Consider the following 23,346-nt stretch of genomic DNA (forward strand, 5'->3'; position numbering starts at 1 on the left):
CCGGGCTTTCTATTAGTTACGGTACAGCACTTTAATGATGTGGTAACCGAACTGAGTGTGCAGCGGGCCGGTTGGCTCCAGCACAGGGCAGGAAAAGACCACTTTATCGAACGCCGGAACCATCTGGCCCTGACGGAATTCGCCTAAATCACCGCCGCGTTTGCCTGATGGGCAGATGGAGTGTTTCTTCGCCAGTTTGCCGAAGTCGGCGCCGTTTTTAATCTGTTCCAGAAGATCCAGTGCCAGTTTCTCTTCTTTAACAAGGATATGCACTGCTGCTGCTGTTTTTGCCATGATCGTGCCTTCAAAAGGGGGTCTGTAAGGCTCGCGATTTTAGCATGGCTTACCGTCGATACAGCACTTTGATGATGTGGTAGCCAAATTTGGTTTTTACAGGCCCGTAAGGTTTAAGCAGTGGGCAGCTAAACACAGCGGCATCAAATGGTCCCACCATCATCCCCTGTTTGAACTCGCCCAGATCGCCTCCGTTGCGCCCAGAGGGGCAGCGAGAATAGCGTTTTGCCAAATGATCGAAGCTAATACCGCGATCCAGCTTGCTCAGGATCTCCAGAGCTAATTTCTCTTCTTTTACCAGGATATGTAGGGCTGCCGCGCTCTTAGCCATTATTTTGTTCTCATGTCTCAAAGATGTCCCATTACTTTATCACCCGTCTTAGTCGTGGACATATACTCTTCGCCATCGCGGGACAGATGTCTCGCCTGATGTATGGAAACGGGAGATGAGCGACATTTTCTCTGCCGCATTCCCTTTTGCCGGGGACCTCCGTCCTGTCCCTACAGCCATGGAGCGAGATATCATGGATACAATGAAAAAAACTGAATTTTCAGTCGGATGGCTTACCGGGCTGGGTGATATTGTTCGCGATCCACAGCTCTATGAATTATTGAAATATTGCCCTCTGGACATCATGCAGCGCTGGCGTTTTGAAGAGATCCAGCGCGGTGCCTTTATCTGTCGGCAGGGAGAAATATGTCAGCGTTTTTCGCTGATTATTGCCGGTGAAGTCGATGTTTTCTATGAGGCTGAAGATGGACGTCGTTATCGTCAAGCCCGCTACCGGAAAGGCGATATGCTGGGCGAACTCGAGATTTTTGAGTCGCGCCATTACATCTGTTCGGTAGTGGCGGTAGGACATGTGCAGCTTCTGAGCTTATCGCAGGAATACTTCAGCCGCTGGCTGGCGTTAGATAACCATTTTAACCAGCGGATGCTGCGCTTCTTTAGTCAGCAATATTACCAGCTGTCGAAAAAGGCCAGCAGCGACAATCTTTACTCGCTTTATCAGCGAGTGTGCCAGGCGTTATGGCTGCGTTATCAACAAGATGGCACGAATGAAATTTTGCTGGATAAGCTAAACCTCAGTCAGGAACTGGCGGCGACGACACGCAGTATTAACCGTATTTTACATGACCTGAAAGCGCTACAGATTATTGATACCGATGGTGAAAGTATTGTGTTGTCAGCCCCTGAAAAATTAAAGCGGGAGGCTGATATCGGATAACCGTAAGAGTGAAGGAGGCGGGAGAATGTCGCTGCAACCCCATATCCAGTTAAGCAAGGAGATGACCGGCGCACGCTATGCGCTACTTCCGGGTGATCCGCTGCGGGTCGATCGCATCGCCAATTTTCTTAATAACCCAGAATCGCTTGGTCAAAACCGTGAGTTTCGCGCCGCGCGAGGTTGGTATCAGGGGATCGAGATTTTAGTGCTCTCTACCGGAATCGGTGGACCGTCTACGGCTATTGCCATTGAAGAACTGCGTCAAATCGGTGTAAAGACCCTGATTCGTATCGGCAGCTGCGGGGCATTGCAGGATAATCTTGCGCTTGGTGACGTGATTATCGCCCATGCCGCGGTAACGGATGACGGGACCAGCCGTACCTATGCGCCTGCGGGCTATCCGGCCTGCGCCGACCCGCAGTTAACCTGGGAACTGATGGCGCAGGCGCGGCAGATGAATATTCCCGCCACATGTGGCTTGGTGCGCAGCCACGATAGTTTTTATACCGACCGGGAAGCGGAACTGGATGCGCAGTGGTCGGCACTCGGCGTTCTGGGTGCGGATATGGAAAGTGCCGCTTTGATGACCATCGGTGCGCTGCGCGGGTTACGTACGGCGTCATTACTCAATGTGGTGGTTGCCCACAACGGTTGTCTGGATAGCAGTATCAATGATTATGTCCAGCAGGAAACGTTGTGCCAACAGGGCGAAGAACGGCAAATTACTCTGGTGCTACGCGCCATTCATTCCGATAGTCAGCAAGGAGGTCAGTGATGGACTTTTTTAGCATTAACAATGTAATGGTCAACATTCCTCTCGGCGAAGGCGGCTATGCACTATCTTGGATTGAAGCCATTGGTACCGTATTTGGTCTGTTATGTATCTGGTGTGCCAGCCGGGAAAAAATCATCAATTACCTGTTTGGCCTGATTAACGTCACGCTGTTTGCGGCAATCTTTTTCCAGATTCAGCTCTATGCCAGCTTGTTGCTACAGGTGTTTTTCTTCGCCGCTAACATTTACGGTTGGTATGCTTGGAGCCGACAAAACGAGGCGCAGGAAGCTGCGCTCAAGGTACGTTGGCTTTCCCGCCAGCAAACCCTGGTACTGGGCGGCGTTTGCGCGGTGGCGATAGTTTTGATGACGCTGTTTATCGATCCGGTGTTTGCAGCGCTTACCCGCATTATGATTGCACTGCTACAAATGATAGGTATACCGGTCGCGATGCCTGACCTTCAGCCCGATGCCTTCCCGTTCTGGGATTCCACCATGCTGGTGTTGTCGATTGCGGCCATGATTCTGATGACGCGTAAATATGTCGAAAACTGGCTGCTTTGGGTTCTCATCGACGTGATTAGTGTGGTTATTTACGCGGTGCAGGGCGTCTACGCTATGTCGCTCGAATATGTCCTGCTGACGGCAATCGCGGTGATGGGATCCTACAGCTGGATCAAGAGCGCACAGCGCAACGGTTACACACCGCTTGCCGCGACGGTTTCCTGATTGACCCGATTTTCTGGCTACTCACAGGGGTAGCCAGATACTCTTTTTCTCCCTCTTTCTGCTACAATCCACCTCCCCCGTGTTTACAGATTGAGCAATCCCTTATGCGTTTGAACCCCGGACAACAACAAGCCGTCGAATTCGTCACCGGACCTTGCCTGGTGCTGGCGGGAGCGGGTTCCGGCAAGACGCGTGTTATCACCAACAAAATAGCCCATCTGATCCGTGAATGTGGCTATCAGGCACGACATATTGCGGCAGTGACCTTTACCAATAAGGCTGCGCGCGAGATGAAAGAGCGCGTGGCGCAAACGCTGGGTCGTAAAGAGGCGCGTGGGTTGATGATCTCCACCTTCCACACCCTGGGACTGGATATCATTAAGCGTGAATACGTGGCGCTGGGGATGAAATCTAACTTCTCGTTGTTTGACGATACTGACCAGGTGGCCTTGCTTAAGGAACTGACCGAAGGGCTAATCGAAGACGATAAGCTTATTCTCCAGCAGCTGATCTCGACGATCTCCAACTGGAAAAACGATCTGATGACTCCGGCGCAGGCGGCAGCCAGCGCAAAGGGCGAGCGCGATCGTATTTTTGCCCACTGCTATGGTCTGTATGACGCGCATATGAAGGCGTGTAACGTCCTCGATTTTGACGATCTGATCCTGCTTCCCACGCTGCTGCTACAGCGCAATGAAGAAGTACGTGAGCGCTGGCAAAACAGAATCCGCTACCTGCTGGTGGATGAATATCAGGATACCAACACCAGCCAGTACGAGCTGGTGAAGTTGCTGGTAGGGAAACGTGCGCGCTTTACCGTCGTGGGCGATGACGATCAGTCGATCTACTCCTGGCGCGGCGCCCGTCCGCAGAACCTGGTACTGTTGAGCAAAGATTTTCCGGCTTTGCAGGTGGTGAAGCTGGAGCAAAACTACCGTTCATCAGGTCGCATCCTGAAAGCGGCGAACATCCTCATTGCGAACAATCCACACGTCTTTGAAAAGCGGCTCTTTTCTGAGCTGGGCTACGGCGCTGAGCTGAAGGTGCTGAGCGCAAATAATGAAGAGCATGAAGCCGAACGTGTGACCGGGGAATTAATTGCCCATCACTTTGTGAACAAGACGCAATATAAAGACTACGCCATCCTTTATCGCGGTAATCATCAGTCGCGCGTGTTCGAAAAGTTTCTGATGCAGAACCGTATCCCGTACAAAATTTCCGGCGGAACATCGTTCTTCTCGCGTCCGGAGATTAAAGATTTGCTGGCCTACCTGCGTGTGCTGAGCAACCCGGATGACGACAGCGCATTTTTGCGCATCGTAAACACGCCAAAGCGTGAAATCGGTCCGGCCACGCTGCAAAAGTTGGGTGAATGGGCGATGACGCGTAATAAAAGCCTGTTTACCGCCAGCTTTGATATGGGGCTTAGCCAGACACTGACCGGGCGCGGGTATGATTCTCTGACCCGCTTTACGCACTGGCTGGGTGAAATTCAGCGCCTGGCGGAGCGCGAACCGGTTGCCGCTGTACGCGATCTGATTCACGGTATTGATTACGAATCCTGGCTGTATGAAACCTCGCCGAGCCCGAAAGCGGCTGAAATGCGTATGAAAAACGTCAATACGCTGTTCAGCTGGATGACGGAGATGCTGGAAGGCAGTGAGCTGGAAGAGCCGATGACCCTGACCCAGGTCGTTACCCGCTTTACCCTGCGCGACATGATGGAGCGTGGAGAGAGCGAAGAAGAGCTGGATCAGGTGCAATTGATGACGCTGCATGCCTCAAAAGGGCTGGAGTTCCCGTACGTGTTTATGGTGGGAATGGAAGAAGGATTTTTGCCGCACCAGAGCAGCATCGATGAAGACAATATCGACGAAGAACGTCGTCTGGCTTACGTAGGGATTACGCGTGCACAAAAAGAGCTCATCTTCACGCTATGCAAAGAGCGTCGTCAGTACGGTGAACTGGTGCGCCCGGAACCGAGTCGCTTCCTGTTGGAACTGCCACAGGATGACGTTATCTGGGAGCAAGAGCGAAAAGTGGTGAGCGCCGAGGAGCGGATGCAAAAAGGGCAGGCCAGCATCGCTAATATTCGGGCGATGATGGCGAAAGCTAAAGCGAAGTAGATATTTTGTAGGCCGGATACGTGTAAGCGCTATCCGGCAACCAACATCTAATGAACGTCCAGCGGCCAGTGGACATAGCTTTGCCACTGACTTTCCTGATCGATTAACTCTTTACCCAGCGGATGATGTTCCAGCCAGCCTTCTGGTAGCGTGACCGTCAGGTGCTCGTTTCTTGCATCCATTTGAATTTCCGGCACAAGATCGTCACGGCGGCGGCTGGCGAAGATGATCGCCAAACGTAGCAAACGGCAAAGATGCTCCGCGATGCGCGGTGGCACTGCGTTTTGCTGGTGGAGCGAAGAGAGGTCGACGGGATTGGTCTGGTTGAGTAACAGCGTTGCTAGCAGTTTCTTTTGCGCAGGGGTAAAACCCGGAAGATCGAGATTGCGCACCAGATAAGCGGCATGCTGTGGTGCCTGTTTAAAATCAACGCTCAGGCCAATTTCATGCAGCTGACAGGCACTAATCAGTAGTTCGCGGCTAATCGGTTCAAGATGCCACTTTTTTTCTACCTGATCGAGAAATTTAGTCGCTAAATTGGCAACGCGATGTGCTTGCTCTGTATCGACCATAAAGCGACGCTGGATATTGCGTAATGTGCGGCTACGAATATCCTGATCCACCGCCAGGTGCAGCATACCGTAGACCAGACCTTCACGTAATGCGCCGCCGGCCAGGGTCATGCATTGAATGTTCAGTTCGGTGAAAATAGCAATCAGAATGGCCAGCCCGCTGGGGAAAACCAGCGCACGTTCCAGCGTTAACCCTTCGATTTCCAGCTCTTCCAGACGACCGCAGTGAATGGCGCGCTGCTTAAGCTGCTGCAGTTTGGCCAACGTAATACGCTCATCCATACCCTGCGCCATCATGATTTCCTGCAACGCCTGGACGGTACCAGAGGCACCAACGCAAACTTTCCAGCCATGAAAACGCAGTTTGTCGGCGACCGGGCGCAGAACTTCACGTGCGGCCTTCTCTGCCTCGTCAAAGTTTTCCTGTGCCAGATTACGATCGGTAAAATAGCGTTCGAGCCAGGTGACGCAGCCCATCGACAGGCTGAACAGAGAGGTGGTTTGTGCGCCGGAACCAGTGACTAATTCAGTGCTGGCGCCACCAATATCCACAACCAGACGCTGATCGGCACCGCCGGTTGTATGGGCTACACCTTGATAAATCAGTCGCGCTTCTTCTTCACCGCTAATTACCTGGACAGGGCAGCCAAGGATCTCTTGCGCTTTAGCAATAAACACATCGGCATTTACGGCGATGCGTAATGTTGCGGTGGCGACCACGCGGATTTGAGGATGCGGAATATCCTGCAGACGTTCTGCAAACAAGCGCAAGCATTGCCAACCGCGCTCCATCGCTTCAACAGAGAGCTCGTTGTCACCGTTGAGTCCAGCGGCCAGACGCACTTTGCGTTTGATACGCGTGAGCGTCTGGATGCTTCCTGCCACCTCGCGTACAACCAGCATATGAAAACTATTCGAGCCGAGATCGATTGCTGCATACAGCGAAGTAGAATTCATACACTTCATCCTTCAACCTGTATCTGTGTTGGCTGCGTTTTCTCACCCGAATCATTTACTAAAATAAGCTCATCGGGATTCGTTTTCTTGCCGCCTTGATACAGGCTGAATGATTTTGTGTATGGCATAACTTTTCTTAACCTGAACGACGACGATTACGCGGAGCACCACCGGTACGGCGTGGGCCATTGCCTGTACGCGGGCGCGTTAAGCGCAACGGCTTCGGCAGATCGGTCATCAGCGCATCCGGGTTATATTTGCTGACCGGAATCGAGTGGCCGATATAGGTCTCGATTGCGGGTAAATTCAGCGCGTACTCTTCACAGGCCAGGCTGATAGAGTGACCGCTTGCGCCAGCACGTCCGGTACGACCGATTCGGTGAACGTAATCTTCACAGTCATCCGGCAGGTCATAGTTAAATACGTGCGTTACTGCTGGGATATGCAGGCCACGCGCAGCGACATCCGTCGCAACGAGAATGTCGAGATCGCCACGGGTGAACTCATCAAGAATACGCAGACGTTTTTTCTGTGCTACGTCACCGGTCAGCAGACCGACGCGATGACCGTCCGCAGCAAGGCTGCCCCAGATATCTTCACAACGATGCTTGGTGTTAGCAAAAACAATGGCGCGATCTGGCCACTCTTCTTCAATCAGCGTTTGCAGCAAACGCATTTTCTCTTCGTTGGAAGGGTAGAAGAGCTCTTCTTTAATGCGGTGGCCAGTTTTCTGTTCCGGTTCGACTTCAACGTACTCAGCGTTATTCATCTGTTCGAACGCCAGTTCGCGAACGCGGTAAGAGAGGGTTGCAGAAAACAGCATGTTCAAACGTTGGGTGGTTGGCGGCATACGACGGAACAGCCAACGGATATCTTTAATAAAGCCCAGATCGTACATACGATCGGCTTCATCCAGCACCACGACCTGAATCGCGCCCAGATTAATGTGGTTCTGTTTTGCATAGTCGATGAGACGACCGGTCGTGCCGATAAGAATATCGACGCCGCTTTCCAGCACTTTCAGCTGTTTATCGTAACCGTCGCCGCCATACGCCAGGCCTAATTTTAGACCAGTAGTCTGTGCCAGCGGCTCGGCATCGGCGTGGATCTGCACGGCTAACTCACGCGTTGGCGCCATAATTAACGCACGCGGTTGGTTCACCTTGCGATCGGCAATCGCGGGATGAGAGAGAAGATAATGAAACGTTGACGTCAGGAACGCCATCGTTTTTCCGGTACCGGTTTGCGCCTGCCCGGCAACATCACGACCAGCCAGCGTTAGCGGCAGCGCGAGGGCCTGAATGGGCGTACAGTTATGAAAGCCTTTATTTTCAAGGGCTTCTATCACCTTTGGGTGCAGGGCGAAGTCGGAAAACTTCTGTTCTGTTAAATGTGTTTTGCTCATAGTGTGGTAGAATATCAGCTTACTATTGCTTTACGAAAGCGTATCCGGTGAAATAAAGTCAACCTTTAGTTGGTTAATGCTACATCAACACGTCGTTGATTAATGCTACACCAATGCACCAGGCTTATTCCTGTGGAGTTATTATGAGCGATAAAATTATTCACCTGACTGACGACAGTTTTGACACGGATGTACTCAAAGCGGACGGAGCAATCCTCGTTGATTTCTGGGCAGAGTGGTGCGGTCCGTGCAAAATGATCGCTCCGATTCTGGATGAAATCGCTGACGAATATCAGGGCAAACTGACGGTTGCTAAACTGAACATTGACCAAAACCCAGGCACCGCGCCGAAGTATGGTATCCGTGGCATCCCGACCCTGCTGCTGTTTAAAAACGGCGAAGTTGCGGCGACGAAAGTCGGCGCGCTGTCCAAAGGTCAGTTGAAAGAATTCCTCGACGCTAATTTAGCGTAAGGAAGTCTCATGATCGGGCGACCCTACTTCGAAATGATTCGGATGACTGGACGCCCGACTTGAGTCGTGCTAAGTTAGTGTTGACTTCGTATTAAGCATACCTTATTAAGTTTGAATCTAGTTATATCCAATACTTCCCGTTGTTTCTCGCGCGAGGAGTGGACAGATTCCTGGCTTGTCACTCAATCCGTCTTGTCGTTTCAGTTCTGCGTACTTTCCTGTGACCAGACAGCGAACAGACATGAGTTGATGGCCGTAAACAGGCATGGATGACCCTGCCATACCATTCACAACATTAAGTTCGAGATTTACCCCAAGTTTAAGAACTCACACCATTATGAATCTTACCGAATTAAAGAATACGCCGGTTTCTGAGCTGATCACTCTCGGCGAAAATATGGGCCTTGAAAACCTGGCTCGTATGCGCAAGCAGGACATTATTTTTGCCATCCTGAAGCAGCACGCAAAGAGTGGCGAAGATATCTTTGGTGACGGTGTGCTGGAGATATTGCAGGATGGATTTGGTTTCCTCCGCTCTGCAGACAGCTCCTACCTCGCCGGTCCTGATGACATCTACGTTTCTCCCAGCCAAATCCGCCGTTTCAACCTCCGCACTGGTGATACCATTTCTGGTAAGATTCGCCCGCCGAAAGAAGGTGAACGCTACTTTGCGCTGTTGAAAGTTAACGAAGTTAACTACGACAAACCAGAAAACGCCCGTAACAAAATCCTCTTTGAGAACTTAACGCCGCTGCACGCAAACTCTCGTCTGCGTATGGAACGTGGTAACGGTTCTACTGAAGACTTAACGGCGCGTGTACTGGATCTGGCATCGCCGATCGGTCGTGGCCAACGTGGTCTGATTGTTGCTCCGCCGAAAGCGGGTAAAACCATGCTGCTGCAGAATATCGCGCAGAGCATTGCATACAATCATCCTGACTGCGTGCTGATGGTGCTGCTGATTGACGAACGTCCGGAAGAAGTTACCGAGATGCAGCGTCTGGTGAAAGGTGAAGTGGTTGCCTCTACCTTTGACGAACCAGCCTCCCGCCACGTTCAGGTTGCGGAAATGGTTATCGAGAAGGCGAAACGTCTGGTTGAACACAAGAAAGACGTTATCATTCTGCTTGACTCCATCACCCGTCTGGCGCGTGCATATAACACCGTGGTTCCGGCTTCCGGTAAAGTACTGACCGGTGGTGTGGACGCCAACGCCCTGCATCGTCCTAAGCGTTTCTTTGGTGCTGCACGTAACGTGGAAGAGGGCGGTAGCCTGACCATCATCGCGACTGCGCTGATTGATACCGGCTCTAAAATGGATGAAGTTATCTACGAAGAGTTTAAAGGTACCGGCAACATGGAACTGCATCTCTCTCGTAAGATTGCTGAAAAACGCGTCTTCCCGGCTATCGACTACAACCGTTCCGGTACCCGTAAAGAAGAGCTGCTCACTACTCAGGAAGAGCTGCAGAAAATGTGGATCCTGCGCAAAATCATCCATCCGATGGGTGAAATCGATGCAATGGAATTCCTCATTAACAAACTGGCGATGACCAAGACCAACGACGATTTCTTCGATATGATGAAGCGTTCCTGATTCGGGCATCATCTGAAAACGCCACGTTTTTACGTGGCGTTTTGCTTTTACGATTCATCCTAATGTTTGGTCAGATAAAATTGTCATTATTATCGGCGTCATGGATTGTCACAATGAGTGGCATGACCGACAAGAGGTAGGAAGTGTAATGTTTTAGCTGCTCTCTTCAAGGGGGCGTCTTAACGCATTATACTTTAAGGAAATGATATATGCTGAGAACACATACACTGTGAATCTACTCGCTGCTTTCTCTGAGCTAGTTAGTATTTTTTTATTCACAACCATTTTTATTTTTTTGGCACGAAAAGTAGCCATAAAAATAGGTTTAGTGGATAAGCCAAACTTCCGCAAACGTCACCAAGGGATTATTCCGTTAGTGGGCGGGATTTCTGTGTTTGCAGGAATCAATTTCATGTTTGGCCTTTCGGATTATTACATTCCCCATGCCTCGTTATACCTCTTCTGTGCAGGTGTGCTGGTGTTTGTTGGTGCGCTTGACGATCGTTTTGACATCAGCGTAAAAGTACGAGCAGTTGTTCAGGCGGTGATTGCTATTTTGATGATGGTAAAAGGTGAGCTTTATCTAAGTAGCCTAGGATATATTTTTGGCCCGTGGGAGTTGTTGTTGGGTCCCTTTGGTTATTTTCTCACCCTTTTTGCCGTCTGGGCGGCGATTAACGCCTTTAATATGGTTGATGGCATTGATGGCTTGTTAGGCGGGCTATCCAGCGTCTCATTCGCAGCGATGGGGTTTATCCTGTGGTTCGATGGTCAGACAAGCCTGGCTATCTGGTGTTTTGCCATGATTGCCGCCATCCTGCCTTACATCATGCTGAACCTGGGTATTCTTGGACGCCGCTATAAGGTCTTTATGGGCGATGCGGGGAGTACGCTGATTGGCTTTACGGTAATCTGGATCCTGCTGGAGACCACTCAAGGTAAAACGCATCCTATTAGCCCGGTCACTGCACTGTGGATTATCGCCATTCCGTTAATGGATATGGTGGCGATCATGTATCGTCGTTTACGTAAAGGCATGAGTCCTTTCTCTGCCGATCGCCAGCATATTCATCATTTAGTGATGCGCGCCGGGTTTACTTCCCGACAGGCATTTGTTCTGATCACGTTGGCTGCAGCGATTCTGGCCTCTATCGGTGCACTGGCTGAATATTTTCGTTTAGTTCCTGAATGGGCCATGTTGGTGCTCTTTTTACTGGCATTCGGTCTTTACGGTTACTGTATTAAGCGGGCATGGAAGGTCGCGAGATTTATTAAGCGTGTTAAGCGCAGGCTACGAAGGCACCGCGAAGGCAAACCAAACTTAACCAAGTGAATTGAGGATGCGATGACACAACCATTACCGGGGGAACACGCCGTGAGCGCAGAAAATGAACTGGATATCCGTGGGTTGTTTCGTGCCTTATGGGCAGGGAAAGTGTGGATTGTCGGCATGGCTCTCGCCTTCGCGATAGTCGCTCTCGCGTATACGTTTTTTGCTCGTCAGGAGTGGAGTGCAACGGCGATTTCAGACAGGCCAACGGTCAATATGTTGGGCGGCTATTATTCTCAGCAGCAGTTCTTGCGTAACCTGGACATCAAGGCCAGTCTTGCATCTGCGGATCAACCGTCAGTGATGGATGAAGCCTATAAAGAATTTATTATGCAGCTTGCCTCATGGGATACGCGCCGTGAATTCTGGCTGCAGACTGATTACTACAAGCAACGTATGGTGGGTAACAGTAAAGCCGATGCGGCGATGCTGGATGAACTGATCAATAACATTCAGTTTATGCCCGGCGATGCGGTTCGTAATACCAATGACAGCGTGAAACTGATTGCCGAGACGGCACCTGATGCCAACAATCTGCTGCGACAGTACGTCGCGTTTGCCAGTCAGCGTGCAGCGCGTCATCTGAACGACGAGTTAAAGGGAGCCTGGGCTGCGCGCACCGTGCAGATGAAAGCACAGGTTAAACGCCAGGAAGAAGTGGCGAAATCGATTTTCTCTCGCCGTGTTCATAATATTGAGCAGGCTCTCAAAATTGCTGAACAGCATAATATTTCGCGTACTTCCACTGACGTTCCGGCTGAAGAGCTACCCGATTCTGAACTGTTTTTGCTTGGACGTCCTATGCTGCAGGCGCGACTCGAAAACCTGCAATCTGTTGGTCCCGATTTCGATCTGGACTACTTCCAAAACCGAGCCATGCTTAACACACTGAACGTTGGGCCAACTCTGGATCCGCGTTTTCAGACCTATCGTTATTTGCGTACGCCGGAGGAACCGGTAAAACGTGACAGCCCTCGTCGTGCCTTCCTGATGATTATGTGGGGCATCGTTGGGGCTCTGATCGGTGCTGGTGTCGCGTTAACCCGTCGCCGCACGATTTAGCAATATCGTTGCAGTGAGGGGCTGGGCCCTCACTGCCAATCCGAAGAGAATCGATGTGAAAGTACTGACTGTATTTGGCACGCGACCGGAGGCCATAAAAATGGCACCTCTGGTTCATGCGCTGGCAAAAGATCCTGATTTTGAGGCAAAAGTTTGCGTCACGGCACAGCATCGGGAGATGCTCGATCAGGTGTTGAACCTTTTTTCCATTGTACCTGACTACGATCTCAATATTATGCAGCCAGGTCAGGGACTAACAGAAATTACCTGCCGAATCCTTGAAGGATTAAAGCCTATTCTGGCTGATTTTAAACCCGACGTTGTGTTGGTTCACGGCGATACCACGACCACCATTGCCACTAGCCTGGCCGCGTTCTATCAACGCATTCCGGTAGGGCATGTGGAGGCGGGTTTACGTACAGGCGATCTCTACTCTCCCTGGCCGGAAGAGGCGAACCGTACGCTGACCGGGCATCTGGCGATGTATCATTTTGCGCCAACAGAAAACTCGCGCCAAAACCTGCTACGGGAAAACATTTCTGATAGCCGTATCTTCGTAACAGGTAATACGGTTATTGATGCGTTGATCTGGGTTCGTGACCGTGTACTGGGAAACGAGGTGCTGCGTACCGATCTGGCAGAACGTTATCCTTTCCTGGCCGCTGATAAAAAAATGATTCTGGTGACCGGTCATCGTCGGGAAAGCTTTGGTCGCGGTTTTGAACGCATTTGCCACGCGCTGGCGGAAATTGCCGCGGCCAATCAGAACGTACAGATTGTCTATCCAGTGCACCTGAATCCTAACGTCAGCGAACCGGTTAATCGTATTCTGGGTCACGTTGAAAACGTCATCCTGATTGAACCGCAGGATTACATGCCGTTTGTCTGGCTGATGAATCACGCCTGGCTGATCCTTACCGACTCTGGTGGGATTCAGGAAGAAGCCCCATCTCTGGGGAAACCGGTACTGGTGATGCGCGAAACGACGGAACGTCCGGAAGCGATTACTGCGGGCACAGTACGTCTGGTAGGGACAGACCCGCAGCGTATTGTCGAAGAAGTCACGCGTTTGCTGCATGACGACAATGAATATCAGACCATGAGCCGCGCCCATAATCCGTATGGTGACGGGCAGGCATGTGGCCGCATTTTACACGCGTTAAAAAATAATCGGATATCGCTATGAGTTTTACGACCATTTCTGTCATTGGGCTGGGTTATATCGGACTGCCGACGGCGGCTGCCTTTGCTTCCCGTCAAAAGCATGTGATTGGCGTAGATGTAAATCAACACGCGGTGGATACCATTAATCGCGGTGAAATTCATATCGTTGAGCCAGATTTGGGCGCCGTGGTGAAAACGGCGGTCGCAAATGGATTTCTGTGTGCGACCACAACCCCTGTAGATGCGGATGCCTATCTGATTGCTGTGCCTACTCCGTTTAAGGGGGAGCACGAACCCGATATGGTTTATGTGGAAGCTGCGGCGAAGTCTCTTGCGCCGGTGCTGAAAAAAGGCGCGTTGGTGATCCTTGAATCGACGTCGCCTGTCGGGGCTACCGAACAGATGGGCACATGGCTGGCTGAAATGCGTCCTGATCTGACTTTCCCGCAACAGGTCGGTGAACAGGCTGACGTTAACATTGCTTATTGTCCAGAGCGCGTGCTGCCGGGCCAGGTGATGGTTGAACTGATTAAAAACGACCGCGTGATTGGGGGAATGACCTCTGTCTGTTCCGCGCGTGCTAGCGAACTGTACAACATCTTCCTTGAGGGTGAATGTGTCGTGACTAACGCCCGCACTGCGGAAATGTGCAAGCTGACTGAAAATAGCTTCCGCGACGTCAATATCGCCTTTGCCAATGAGCTGTCGCTGATTTGCGCCGATCAGGGGATCAACGTCTGGGAACTGATTCGCCTGGCAAATCGCCATCCGCGCGTGAATATTTTGCAACCGGGTCCGGGTGTTGGCGGGCACTGTATCGCAGTTGATCCGTGGTTTATCGTGGCGCAGAACCCGCAGCAGGCGAAATTGATTCGCACCGCGCGTGAGGTAAACGACGGTAAGCCTCATTGGGTGGTCGAGCGGGTAAAAGCTGCCGTGGCCGACTGTCTGGCGGATACCAATAAACGGGCCAGCGAAGTGAAAATTGCCTGCTTTGGTCTGGCATTTAAACCGAATATTGATGATTTACGTGAAAGCCCGGCGATGGGGATTGCGCAAAGCATCGCGCATTGGCACAAAGGCGAAACATTGGTGGTGGAACCGAACATCCATCAACTGCCGAAAAAACTGGACGGTCTGTGCCAACTGGCAACGCTGGACGATGCCCTGGCAAGCGCCGATGTGCTGGTCTTGCTGGTCGACCATAATGAATTTAAAGCCATTAAAGGCGATGCGGTTCATCAGCAATATGTCGTTGATACCAAAGGGGTTTGGCGCTAATGAAACGAATTCTGGTTACCGGTGGAGCGGGATTCATCGGCTCTGCGGTTGTTCGGCATATCATTCATGAGACTCAGGATGCGGTAGTTGTGGTCGATAAACTGACCTATGCCGGAAATCTGATGTCGCTGGAGCCGGTTGCACAGAATCCTCGTTTTACCTTTGAGAAAGTCGATATCTGCGATCGAGCTTCGCTCGACAGGGTGTTTCAACACTATCAGCCGGACTGCGTGATGCATCTGGCGGCAGAAAGCCACGTCGATCGCTCAATTGATGGTCCGGCCGCCTTCATCGAAACTAACATCGTGGGAACCTACACGCTGTTGGAAGCGGCGCGCGCTTACTGGGGTGATTTAACCAGCGAGAAAAAATCAGCGTTTCGTTTCCACCATATCTCGACTGACGAGGTGTATGGCGACCTGCATTCTACGGATGATTTCTTCACTGAAACCACACCGTATGCACCGAGCAGCCCTTATTCCGCGTCGAAAGCCAGCAGCGATCATCTGGTTCGCGCCTGGCTGCGTACCTACGGTCTGCCAACGCTGATAACCAACTGTTCTAACAACTATGGTCCGTACCATTTTCCGGAAAAACTGATTCCGCTGATGATCCTCAACGCATTGGCGGGGAAGCCGTTGCCGGTTTACGGCAATGGGCAACAGATCCGTGATTGGTTGTATGTAGAAGATCACGCCAGGGCGCTCTATTGTGTGGCGACAACGGGCGCGGTGGGAGAAACCTATAATATCGGTGGCCATAACGAGCGTAAAAACCTGGAAGTTGTCGAAACGGTTTGCAGCCTGTTGGAAGAGCTGGCACCGCAAAAGCCGCAGGGTATCGCGCAGTACCGCGACTTGATCGCTTTTGTGGACGATCGCCCGGGTCATGATTTGCGTTATGCCATTGACGCGTCGAAAATTGCGCGTGAACTAGGCTGGATGCCGCAAGAAACGTTTGAAAGCGGAATGCGCAAAACCGTGCAATGGTATCTGGCTAATCAGGCATGGTGGAAACCCGTGCAGGACGGCAGTTACCAGGGCGAACGTTTAGGTCTGAAGGGCTAACAGCCTGGTTTTGGCTCCCGGAGGAGACAACGCATGAAAGGTATCATTCTGGCGGGTGGCTCAGGTACTCGCCTGTATCCCATTACGCGTGGCGTATCGAAGCAGCTATTGCCTATTTACGATAAGCCGATGATTTACTACCCGTTATCAGTATTGATGCTGGCGGGAATTCGCGAAATCCTGATTATCACTACACCGGAAGATAAAGGCTATTTCCAGCGCTTACTGGGCGATGGATCTGAGTTCGGCATTGAATTGCACTATGCTGAGCAACCCAGTCCGGATGGATTAGCACAGGCGTTTATCATTGGTGAAACGTTCCTTAACGGTGAACCATCATGTCTGGTGTTAGGAGACAATATCTTCTTTGGTCAGGGATTCAGTCCAAAACTGCGTCACGTAGCCGCCAGAACGCAAGGCGCGACGGTGTTTGGTTACCAGGTGATGGATCCTGAACGTTTTGGTGTCGTGGAGTTTGACGACAATTTTCGAGCTATTTCGCTGGAAGAGAAGCCGAAAGCACCAAAATCCAACTGGGCAGTGACTGGTCTCTATTTCTATGACAGCAAGGTGGTGGAATATGCAAAACGCGTAAAACCTTCTGAGCGTGGGGAGCTGGAGATTACGTCTATCAACCAGATGTATCTTGATGACGGACATCTGACGGTAGAATTGCTCGGGCGTGGCTTTGCCTGGCTGGATACCGGTACGCACGACAGTCTTATCGAAGCGAGTACTTTTGTGCAGACGGTGGAAAAACGCCAGGGCTTTAAAATAGCCTGTCTGGAAGAAATCGCCTGGCGTAACGGTTGGCTGGATGACGAAGGCGTGAAGCGTGCTGCCAGTTCACTGGCCAAAACGGGTTATGGTCAATACCTGCTGGAGCTGCTCCGTGCTCGTCCGCGCCAGTATTGAGCCGCTTAGCTGGGAAAATACGTTCTTTGGCGTGAATAGCGCCATTGTGCGTTTTGACCAACACGCGCCGGTTCTGACTGCGGATATGTTGCAGCCCTGGTCGCGGGTACAGGCAAAAATTCCTGCCGCCAATACCCATGAATTAGACGCCCTGCAACAGTTGGGCTTCTCACTGGTTGAAGGTGAAGTGGATTTTGTGCTGCCGGTGATGTGTGCGCATGGCGACCCCGGTGCGCAGGTCGCACAAACTACGGATATCCCTGCATTACGCCAACTGGCAGGACAGGCGTTCGCGCAAAGTCGTTTTCGCGCCCCATGGTATGCAGCAGATGCCAGCACGCGTTTTTATGCGCAGTGGATTGAAAACGCAGTGCTGGGGACGTTCGATCATCAATGCCTCGTTTTTCGTACACCGGCAGGTGATATTCGTGGCTATGTCTCGCTGCGTGAACTGAATGCGACCGATGCGCGAATTGGCCTGCTGGCCGGGCGTGGGGCGGGAGCAGAACTGATGCAGGCTGCCCTTTGCTGGGCGCAGGCTCGCGGTAAAACAACATTACGCGTGGCGACCCAAATGGGCAATACCGCCGCGCTTAAACGTTATATACACAGTGGTGCGAATGTGGAAAGCACCGCGTATTGGTTATACAGGTGACACGATGATTCCATTTAACGCACCGCCGGTGGTGGGCACTGAACTCGATTACATGCAGTCTGCGATGAACAGCGGCAAACTGTGTGGCGACGGTGGTTTTACCCGTCGCTGCCAACAGTGGCTGGAACAGCATTTTGGCAGCGAGAAAGTATTGCTGACGCCTTCCTGCACCGCATCGCTTGAGATGGCGGCATTGCTGCTGGATATCCAGCCTGGCGATGAAGTCATTATGCCGAGCTATACGTTTGTCTCCACGGCCAATGCTTTCGTGCTGCGCGGTGCGAAAATTGTCTTTGTTGATATCCGCCCGGATACCATGAACATTGACGAAACGCTGATTGAAGCGGCGATCACCGACAAGACCCGCGCTATCGTGCCGGTGCATTACGCGGGCGTAGCCTGTGAAATGGATACCATCATGGCGCTGGCGACCAAACATAACCTGTTTGTCGTGGAAGATGCGGCCCAGGGCGTCATGTCGACTTACAAAGGTCGGGCGCTGGGGACGATTGGTCACATCGGTTGCTTTAGCTTCCATGAGACCAAAAACTATACCGCAGGCGGTGAAGGTGGTGCGACGCTGATTAATGATAAAAAATTAGTGGAACGTGCAGAGATCATCCGTGAAAAAGGAACTAACCGCAGCCAGTTTTTCCGCGGTCAGGTGGATAAGTATACCTGGCGTGATATTGGCTCCAGCTATCTGATGTCCGATCTGCAGGCTGCCTATCTGTGGGCACAACTGGAAGCGGCTGACCGTATTAACCAGCAGCGTCTGGCGCTGTGGCAGAACTACTATGATGCTCTCGAACCGCTGGCGCGTGCCGGACGCATTGATCTGCCTTCTGTCCCGGAAAACTGCGTGCAGAATGCCCATATGTTTTATATCAAGCTGCGCGATATCGACGATCGCACGGCGTTGATTAACTTCTTGAAAGAAGCTGAAATTATGGCGGTGTTCCACTATATCCCGCTACATGATTGTCCGGCTGGCGATAAATTCGGCGTATTTGCCGGTGTTGATCGTTTCACCACTAAAGAGAGCGAGCGTCTGCTGCGCTTGCCGCTGTTTTACAACCTGTCGCAAGTAAACCAGCGAACGGTCATTTCGACCTTACTCAACTACTTCGCCTGATATGTCGCTTGCTAAAGCGTCCTTATGGACGGCAGCCAGTACGCTGGTAAAAATTGGTGCAGGTTTGCTGGTCGTGAAGCTGCTGGCGGTGTCGTTTGGCCCGGCAGGCGTGGGGCAGGCGGGTAACTTCCGCCAGATGGTCACCGTGCTTGGTGTTCTGGCGGGGGCCGGCATTTTCAACGGCGTCACGAAATATGTTGCGCAGCACCATGACGATCCGACCCGGCTCCGTAAGGTAGTCGGTACATCTTCCGCGATGGTGCTGGGATTCTCTACGCTGATGGCGGTGATTTTTCTGCTGGCGGCCGCGCCAATCAGTCAGGGATTGTTTGGCCATACTCATTATCAGGGGCTGGTAAGACTGGTTGCGCTGGTGCAAATGGGTATTGCCTGGGCGAACCTGCTGCTGGCGTTGATGAAGGGCTTTCGCGATGCGGCGGGTAACGCGCTGTCGCTGATTGTGGGTAGCCTGGTGGGCGTAGTGGCTTATTATGGCTGTTATCGCCTGGGAGGGTATGAAGGCGCTTTGCTGGGTCTGGCGCTAGTGCCCGCGTTGGTCGTTATCCCCGCCGCTATTATGCTGATTAAGCGTGGGGCGATTCCCCTGCATTACCTGAAACCCTCGTGGGATAACGGTCTGGCTGGACAGCTAAGCAAGTTTACCCTGATGGCGCTGATTACCTCCGTAACGCTGCCTGTGGCATACGTGATGATGCGAAACCTGCTGGCGGCGCAGTACAGTTGGGATGATGTAGGGATTTGGCAGGGAGTAAGCAGTATCTCTGATGCTTATCTGCAATTCATTACCGCCTCATTCAGCGTTTACTTGCTTCCGACGTTGTCTCGACTGACCGAAAAGCGCGACATTACGCGCGAGGTGGTTAAGTCGCTGAAGTTCGTGTTACCGGCGGTTGCCGCTGCGAGCTTTACTGTTTGGTTGCTGCGTGATTTTGCGATCTGGCTGCTTTTCTCCGCAAAATTCACCGCCATGCGCGATCTGTTTGCCTGGCAACTGGTCGGCGATGTACTGAAAGTTGGGGCGTATGTCTTTGGGTATCTGGTGATCGCGAAAGCATCGCTGCGGTTTTATATTTTGGCTGAAATTAGCCAGTTCATGTTATTGACGGTGTTTGCTCACTGGCTGATCCCTGCACACGGTGCGCTGGGAGCGGCACAGGCTTATATGGCAACGTACATCGTCTATTTTTCTCTTTGTTGTGGCGTGTTTTTACTCTGGCGTAGGCGGGCATGACTGTACTGATTCACGTTCTGGGATCGGATATCCCTCACCATAACCAAACCGTGCTGCGGTTTTTCAACGACTCGCTGGCCGCGACGAGCGAGCATGCGCGCACGTTTATGGTTGCCGGTCAGGATGCGGGACTCAGTGAGAGCTGCCCGGCGTTATCGCTAAGCTTCTACAGCGGGAAAAAGGCGCTTGCTGACGCTGTGATCGCGAAAGCAAAAGCGGATCGCCAACAGCGTTTCTTCTTCCACGGCCAGTTCAACACCAGCCTGTGGCTGGCGCTGCTGAGTGGCGGGATTAAACCGGCGCAGTTTTACTGGCATATCTGGGGCGCTGATTTATACGAAGTCTCCAGTGGGCTGAAATTCCGCCTGTTTTACCCGATTCGCCGCATGGCGCAGAATCGTGTGGGCTGCGTGTTTGCCACACGGGGCGATTTACGTTATTTCGCCGAGCAACATCCCCGTGTGCGGGGTGAGTTGCTCTATTTCCCAACGCGAATGGATCCTTCACTCAATAACATGAGCAATGATTGCCAGCGCAGCGGCAAGATGACGGTGCTGGTTGGCAACTCTGGCGATCGCAGCAATGAGCATGTTGCCGCGCTTCGCGCCGTCCATCAGCAGTTTGGCGACACGGTGAATGTGATTGTGCCGATGGGTTATCCCGCCAATAATGCGGCCTATATCGACGAGGTTCGCCAGGCCGGCCTGGCGTTATTTAGCGCTGATAATCTGCAAATTTTGAGTGAAAAGCTGGAATTTGACGCTTATCTCGCGTTATTGCGTCAATGCGATTTGGGTTACTTTATTTTTGCCCGTCAACAGGGAATCGGTACACTGTGTTTACTGATCCAGGCGGGTATCCCATGCGTGCTCAACCGTGAAAATCCCTTCTGGCAGGATATGGTGGAACAAAATCTTCCGGTGTTATTTACCACTGATGATCTCAATGAAGGCGTCGTACGTGAAGCGCAGCGCCAGTTGGCATCGGTAGATAAAAATACTATTACCTTCTTTAGCCCGAATTATCTGCAGCCGTGGCACAACGCGCTGCGCATTGCTTCAGGAGAAACCGTATGAGCCTGATGCAATTCAGCGGTCTTCTGGTGGTCTGGCTGCTCTCCACCTTGTTTATCGCCACACTGACCTGGTTTGAGTTCCGCCGCGTGCGTTTTAACTTCAATGTTTTCTTCTCATTGTTGTTCTTGCTGACGTTCTTCTTCGGATTCCCGTTAACCAGCATCCTGGTGTTCCGCTTTGATGTGGCAGTGGCTCCGCCGGAGATCCTTCTACAGGCCTTGCTGTCAGCCGCCTGTTTCTATGCCGTCTACTACGTGACGTATAAAACGCGCTTGCGCAAACGAGTAGATGATAAGCCGCGCAGGCCGCTGTTTACCATCAATCGCGTTGAAGCCCATTTGACCTGGGTTATCCTGATGGCGATTGCGCTGGTGAGCGTGGGCATCTTCTTTATGCACAACGGATTCCTGCTGTTCAGACTGCAATCCTATAGCCAGATTTTTTCCAGTGAAGTCTCTGGCGTCGCTCTGAAGCGTTTCTTCTACTTCTTCATTCCGGCAATGCTGGTGGTTTATTTCCTGCGTCAGGACAGCAAAGCGTGGGTGTTCTTCCTCGTGAGTACCGTCGCGTTTGGTTTGCTGACCTATATGATTGTGGGTGGGACGCGCGCCAATATCATTATCGCGTTTGCCATCTTCTTGTTTATCGGCATTATTCGCGGCTGGATTTCGCTGTGGATGTTGGCCGCTGCAGGCGTGTTGGGCATTGTCGGGATGTTCTGGCTGGCGTTGAAGCGCTACGGAATGAGCGTTAGCGGCGATGAGGCGTTCTATACGTTCCTGTACCTTACGCGCGACACCTTCTCACCGTGGGAGAACCTGGCGCTATTGCTGCAGAATTACCACAATATTGAGTTCCAGGGGCTGGCGCCGATCGTCCGTGACTTCTACGTCTTTATTCCCTCCTGGCTGTGGCCTGGGCGGCCGAGTATTGTACTCAATTCAGCGAACTACTTTACCTGGGAAGTGTTGAACAACCACTCAGGACTGGCGATTTCGCCGACGTTAATTGGTTCACTGGTGGTGATGGGCGGGGCGCTGTTTATACCATTAGGCGCGATTGTTGTTGGGCTCATTATCAAGTGGTTCGACTGGCTGTATGAGCTTGGCAATCGCGAAACCAATCGCTATAAGGCGGCGATTTTGCACAGTTTCTGTTTTGGCGCCATTTTCAATATGATCGTTTTGGCACGTGAAGGGCTGGATTCGTTTGTCTCACGAGTGGTCTTTTTCCTCGTGATTTTCGGCGTTTGCCTACTGGTGGCAAAACTGCTGTTCTGGCTGTTTGATAGCGCGGGACTCATTCATAAACGAATCAAATCGCTGCCCCGGACACAGATTGAAGGATCGTAATGACAGATAACACAACTGCGCCGCTGTATTCGCTGCGCGGATTACAACTGATTGGCTGGCGCGATATGCAACATGCGCTGAATTACCTGTTTGCCGAAGGACACCTCAGGTCAGGAACGCTGGTGGCTATTAACGCTGAGAAGATGCTGACAGCAGAAGATAACCCTGAAGTGAGGGAGCTGATCAACGCCGCGGAGTTCAAGTATGCGGATGGGATTAGCGTGGTGCGTTCGGTGCGCAAAAAATTCCCACAGGCGCAGGTTTCACGCGTGGCCGGAGCTGACCTTTGGGAAGCGCTGATGGCGCGAGCTGGGCAAAACGGAACGCCAGTTTTCCTGGTTGGCGGCAAGCCTGAAGTTCTGGCACAAACAGAAGCAAAACTACGTGCACAGTGGCGCGTGAACATTGTGGGTAGTCAGGACGGTTATTTTACCCCAGAGCAGCGTCAGGCGTTGTTTGAGCGTATTCACGCCAGCGGTGCGCAAATTGTGACGGTGGCGATGGGCTCGCCAAAACAAGAGATCTTTATGCGTGATTGCCGCAAGACTCACCCCGACGCGCTGTATATGGGCGTCGGGGGCACCTACGACGTCTTTACCGGTCACGTTAAGCGTGCGCCTAAAATCTGGCAAAATCTGGGGCTGGAGTGGCTGTATCGCTTATTGTCGCAGCCGAGCCGTATTACTCGACAACTTCGCTTATTACGCTATCTCCGCTGGCACTATACCGGCAACCTCTGACGCCCTCTCTCCTCTGATAAGTAGCGTGATCTGCTAATTACGCTACTTATTCACAACATAATCGCTGCTTTATCGCACAATCTATTCATTTTTTGAATGCTTTAATTGCCATTTAAGCGATTTTAGGAAACCATTCGCAACAATCATTGCAGTGCCGTGGT

At 51.9% G+C, this 23,346-nt stretch carries 23 protein-coding genes; 19 read left to right on the forward strand and 4 right to left on the reverse strand.

The genetic code is table 11. The annotated features are described in order from the left end of the window. Window positions 1-12 precede the first annotated feature (12 nt). The gene (gene ppiC, locus OGY67_RS15870; RefSeq protein ID WP_003017999.1) at window positions 13-294 is read right to left on the reverse strand and encodes a peptidylprolyl isomerase PpiC; all 282 of its coding nucleotides are present in this window, start codon (window positions 292-294) and stop codon (window positions 13-15) included. A 49-nt stretch (window positions 295-343) separates the two neighbouring features. Then, window positions 344-625, reverse strand: a complete 282-nt coding sequence (gene ppiC / locus OGY67_RS15875; protein WP_038634595.1) for a peptidylprolyl isomerase PpiC — start codon at window positions 623-625, stop codon at window positions 344-346. A gap of 193 nt (window positions 626-818) precedes the next feature. On the opposite strand from ppiC (OGY67_RS15875), the gene OGY67_RS15880 reads away from it, so the two are divergent. From OGY67_RS15880 to rep, 4 genes are all read left to right on the forward strand, one after another. Next, on the forward strand, window positions 819-1,523 hold the full coding sequence (locus tag OGY67_RS15880; protein ID WP_191238982.1) for a Crp/Fnr family transcriptional regulator: 705 nt from the start codon (window positions 819-821) through the stop codon (window positions 1,521-1,523). 25 nt (window positions 1,524-1,548) lie between these two features. Continuing rightward, complete coding sequence (locus OGY67_RS15885) at window positions 1,549-2,298, forward strand: nucleoside phosphorylase (RefSeq protein ID WP_286574154.1); 750 nt, start codon at window positions 1,549-1,551, stop codon at window positions 2,296-2,298. Continuing rightward, window positions 2,298-3,026, forward strand: a complete 729-nt coding sequence (gene pnuC, locus OGY67_RS15890; protein ID WP_048237106.1) for a nicotinamide riboside transporter PnuC — start codon at window positions 2,298-2,300, stop codon at window positions 3,024-3,026. The genes OGY67_RS15885 and pnuC overlap by 1 nt, the downstream gene beginning before the upstream one ends. Before the next feature lie 104 nt (window positions 3,027-3,130). Further along, complete coding sequence (gene rep, locus OGY67_RS15895; RefSeq protein ID WP_286574156.1) at window positions 3,131-5,152, forward strand: DNA helicase Rep; 2,022 nt, start codon at window positions 3,131-3,133, stop codon at window positions 5,150-5,152. A 47-nt stretch (window positions 5,153-5,199) separates the two neighbouring features. On the opposite strand, the gene gppA is transcribed toward rep, so the two are convergent. Further along, window positions 5,200-6,681 (reverse strand): guanosine-5'-triphosphate,3'-diphosphate diphosphatase, encoded by a 1,482-nt coding sequence (gppA, locus tag OGY67_RS15900; RefSeq protein ID WP_003829016.1) that lies wholly within the window; start codon window positions 6,679-6,681, stop codon window positions 5,200-5,202. A 136-nt stretch (window positions 6,682-6,817) separates the two neighbouring features. Further along, entirely contained in the window at window positions 6,818-8,086 is a 1,269-nt protein-coding gene (gene rhlB / locus OGY67_RS15905; RefSeq protein WP_003829013.1) for an ATP-dependent RNA helicase RhlB, read from the reverse strand. A 143-nt stretch (window positions 8,087-8,229) separates the two neighbouring features. Here rhlB and trxA point away from each other — a divergent pair, with 143 nt between their 5' ends. The 15 genes from trxA (at window position 8,230) to wecG (ending at window position 23,185) form a co-directional block, all read left to right on the forward strand. Then, window positions 8,230-8,559: a thioredoxin TrxA gene (gene trxA / locus OGY67_RS15910; protein WP_001280776.1), complete on the forward strand. Its 330-nt coding sequence runs from the start codon at window positions 8,230-8,232 to the stop codon at window positions 8,557-8,559. 130 nt (window positions 8,560-8,689) lie between these two features. Next, window positions 8,690-8,809, forward strand: a complete 120-nt coding sequence (locus OGY67_RS15915; protein WP_049259789.1) for a rho operon leader peptide — start codon at window positions 8,690-8,692, stop codon at window positions 8,807-8,809. A gap of 87 nt (window positions 8,810-8,896) precedes the next feature. Beyond that, a complete protein-coding gene (gene rho / locus OGY67_RS15920; RefSeq protein ID WP_002437993.1) occupies window positions 8,897-10,156 on the forward strand; it encodes a transcription termination factor Rho in 1,260 nt (419 codons plus the stop codon). 202 nt (window positions 10,157-10,358) lie between these two features. After that, complete coding sequence (gene wecA, locus OGY67_RS15925; RefSeq protein ID WP_267966254.1) at window positions 10,359-11,489, forward strand: UDP-N-acetylglucosamine--undecaprenyl-phosphate N-acetylglucosaminephosphotransferase; 1,131 nt, start codon at window positions 10,359-10,361, stop codon at window positions 11,487-11,489. Between the two features lie 12 nt (window positions 11,490-11,501). Then, the gene (gene wzzE, locus OGY67_RS15930; RefSeq protein ID WP_071446068.1) at window positions 11,502-12,548 is read left to right on the forward strand and encodes an ECA polysaccharide chain length modulation protein; all 1,047 of its coding nucleotides are present in this window, start codon (window positions 11,502-11,504) and stop codon (window positions 12,546-12,548) included. Window positions 12,549-12,603: 55 nt separating this feature from the next. Continuing rightward, window positions 12,604-13,734, forward strand: coding sequence for a non-hydrolyzing UDP-N-acetylglucosamine 2-epimerase (gene wecB, locus OGY67_RS15935; protein ID WP_071446066.1), 1,131 nt, complete (start codon window positions 12,604-12,606; stop codon window positions 13,732-13,734). Further along, entirely contained in the window at window positions 13,731-14,993 is a 1,263-nt protein-coding gene (gene wecC, locus OGY67_RS15940; protein ID WP_234692722.1) for a UDP-N-acetyl-D-mannosamine dehydrogenase, read from the forward strand. The genes wecB and wecC overlap by 4 nt, the downstream gene beginning before the upstream one ends. Continuing rightward, window positions 14,993-16,060: a dTDP-glucose 4,6-dehydratase gene (gene rffG / locus OGY67_RS15945; RefSeq protein ID WP_234692723.1), complete on the forward strand. Its 1,068-nt coding sequence runs from the start codon at window positions 14,993-14,995 to the stop codon at window positions 16,058-16,060. Before wecC ends, rffG begins: the two co-directional genes overlap by 1 nt. Window positions 16,061-16,093: 33 nt before the next feature. Then, window positions 16,094-16,975 carry a glucose-1-phosphate thymidylyltransferase RfbA gene (gene rfbA / locus OGY67_RS15950; protein WP_032945685.1) on the forward strand — a complete coding sequence of 294 codons (882 nt, stop codon included), beginning with the start codon at window positions 16,094-16,096 and terminating at the stop codon, window positions 16,973-16,975. Next, complete coding sequence (gene rffC, locus OGY67_RS15955; protein ID WP_234692724.1) at window positions 16,953-17,630, forward strand: dTDP-4-amino-4,6-dideoxy-D-galactose acyltransferase; 678 nt, start codon at window positions 16,953-16,955, stop codon at window positions 17,628-17,630. Before rfbA ends, rffC begins: the two co-directional genes overlap by 23 nt. Window positions 17,631-17,634: 4 nt before the next feature. Next, window positions 17,635-18,765: a dTDP-4-amino-4,6-dideoxygalactose transaminase gene (gene rffA, locus OGY67_RS15960; protein WP_111466303.1), complete on the forward strand. Its 1,131-nt coding sequence runs from the start codon at window positions 17,635-17,637 to the stop codon at window positions 18,763-18,765. A gap of 1 nt (window position 18,766) precedes the next feature. Further along, window positions 18,767-20,017: a lipid III flippase WzxE gene (wzxE, locus tag OGY67_RS15965; protein ID WP_003017971.1), complete on the forward strand. Its 1,251-nt coding sequence runs from the start codon at window positions 18,767-18,769 to the stop codon at window positions 20,015-20,017. Beyond that, window positions 20,014-21,093, forward strand: coding sequence for a TDP-N-acetylfucosamine:lipid II N-acetylfucosaminyltransferase (locus OGY67_RS15970; RefSeq protein ID WP_057067468.1), 1,080 nt, complete (start codon window positions 20,014-20,016; stop codon window positions 21,091-21,093). Before wzxE ends, OGY67_RS15970 begins: the two co-directional genes overlap by 4 nt. Continuing rightward, window positions 21,090-22,445: an ECA oligosaccharide polymerase gene (wzyE, locus tag OGY67_RS15975; RefSeq protein WP_020996101.1), complete on the forward strand. Its 1,356-nt coding sequence runs from the start codon at window positions 21,090-21,092 to the stop codon at window positions 22,443-22,445. Before OGY67_RS15970 ends, wzyE begins: the two co-directional genes overlap by 4 nt. Further along, window positions 22,445-23,185, forward strand: coding sequence for a lipopolysaccharide N-acetylmannosaminouronosyltransferase (wecG, locus tag OGY67_RS15980; protein ID WP_003017964.1), 741 nt, complete (start codon window positions 22,445-22,447; stop codon window positions 23,183-23,185). The genes wzyE and wecG overlap by 1 nt, the downstream gene beginning before the upstream one ends. The last annotated feature ends 161 nt before the right edge of the window (window positions 23,186-23,346 follow it).

Origin of the sequence: Citrobacter sp. Cpo015 (genome assembly GCF_030333035.1) — a bacterium.
GTDB classification, from domain to species: Bacteria; Pseudomonadota; Gammaproteobacteria; order Enterobacterales; family Enterobacteriaceae; genus Citrobacter; species Citrobacter portucalensis.

Coding starts and splice junctions, on each gene's coding strand:
- rffG (WP_234692723.1), top strand. CDS start 14,993: ATGAAACGAATTCTGGTTACCGGTGGAGCGGGATTCATCGGCTCTGCG.
- wzzE (WP_071446068.1), top strand. CDS start 11,502: ATGACACAACCATTACCGGGGGAACACGCCGTGAGCGCAGAAAATGAA.
- rhlB (WP_003829013.1), bottom strand. CDS start 8,086: ATGAGCAAAACACATTTAACAGAACAGAAGTTTTCCGACTTCGCCCTG.
- rfbA (WP_032945685.1), top strand. CDS start 16,094: ATGAAAGGTATCATTCTGGCGGGTGGCTCAGGTACTCGCCTGTATCCC.
- rep (WP_286574156.1), top strand. CDS start 3,131: ATGCGTTTGAACCCCGGACAACAACAAGCCGTCGAATTCGTCACCGGA.
- trxA (WP_001280776.1), top strand. CDS start 8,230: ATGAGCGATAAAATTATTCACCTGACTGACGACAGTTTTGACACGGAT.
- wecC (WP_234692722.1), top strand. CDS start 13,731: ATGAGTTTTACGACCATTTCTGTCATTGGGCTGGGTTATATCGGACTG.
- OGY67_RS15880 (WP_191238982.1), top strand. CDS start 819: ATGGATACAATGAAAAAAACTGAATTTTCAGTCGGATGGCTTACCGGG.
- wzxE (WP_003017971.1), top strand. CDS start 18,767: ATGTCGCTTGCTAAAGCGTCCTTATGGACGGCAGCCAGTACGCTGGTA.
- rho (WP_002437993.1), top strand. CDS start 8,897: ATGAATCTTACCGAATTAAAGAATACGCCGGTTTCTGAGCTGATCACT.
- ppiC (WP_003017999.1), bottom strand. CDS start 294: ATGGCAAAAACAGCAGCAGCAGTGCATATCCTTGTTAAAGAAGAGAAA.
- rffA (WP_111466303.1), top strand. CDS start 17,635: ATGATTCCATTTAACGCACCGCCGGTGGTGGGCACTGAACTCGATTAC.
- OGY67_RS15885 (WP_286574154.1), top strand. CDS start 1,549: ATGTCGCTGCAACCCCATATCCAGTTAAGCAAGGAGATGACCGGCGCA.
- ppiC (WP_038634595.1), bottom strand. CDS start 625: ATGGCTAAGAGCGCGGCAGCCCTACATATCCTGGTAAAAGAAGAGAAA.
- gppA (WP_003829016.1), bottom strand. CDS start 6,681: ATGAATTCTACTTCGCTGTATGCAGCAATCGATCTCGGCTCGAATAGT.
- wzyE (WP_020996101.1), top strand. CDS start 21,090: ATGAGCCTGATGCAATTCAGCGGTCTTCTGGTGGTCTGGCTGCTCTCC.
- wecG (WP_003017964.1), top strand. CDS start 22,445: ATGACAGATAACACAACTGCGCCGCTGTATTCGCTGCGCGGATTACAA.
- OGY67_RS15970 (WP_057067468.1), top strand. CDS start 20,014: ATGACTGTACTGATTCACGTTCTGGGATCGGATATCCCTCACCATAAC.
- wecA (WP_267966254.1), top strand. CDS start 10,359: ATGATATATGCTGAGAACACATACACTGTGAATCTACTCGCTGCTTTC.
- pnuC (WP_048237106.1), top strand. CDS start 2,298: ATGGACTTTTTTAGCATTAACAATGTAATGGTCAACATTCCTCTCGGC.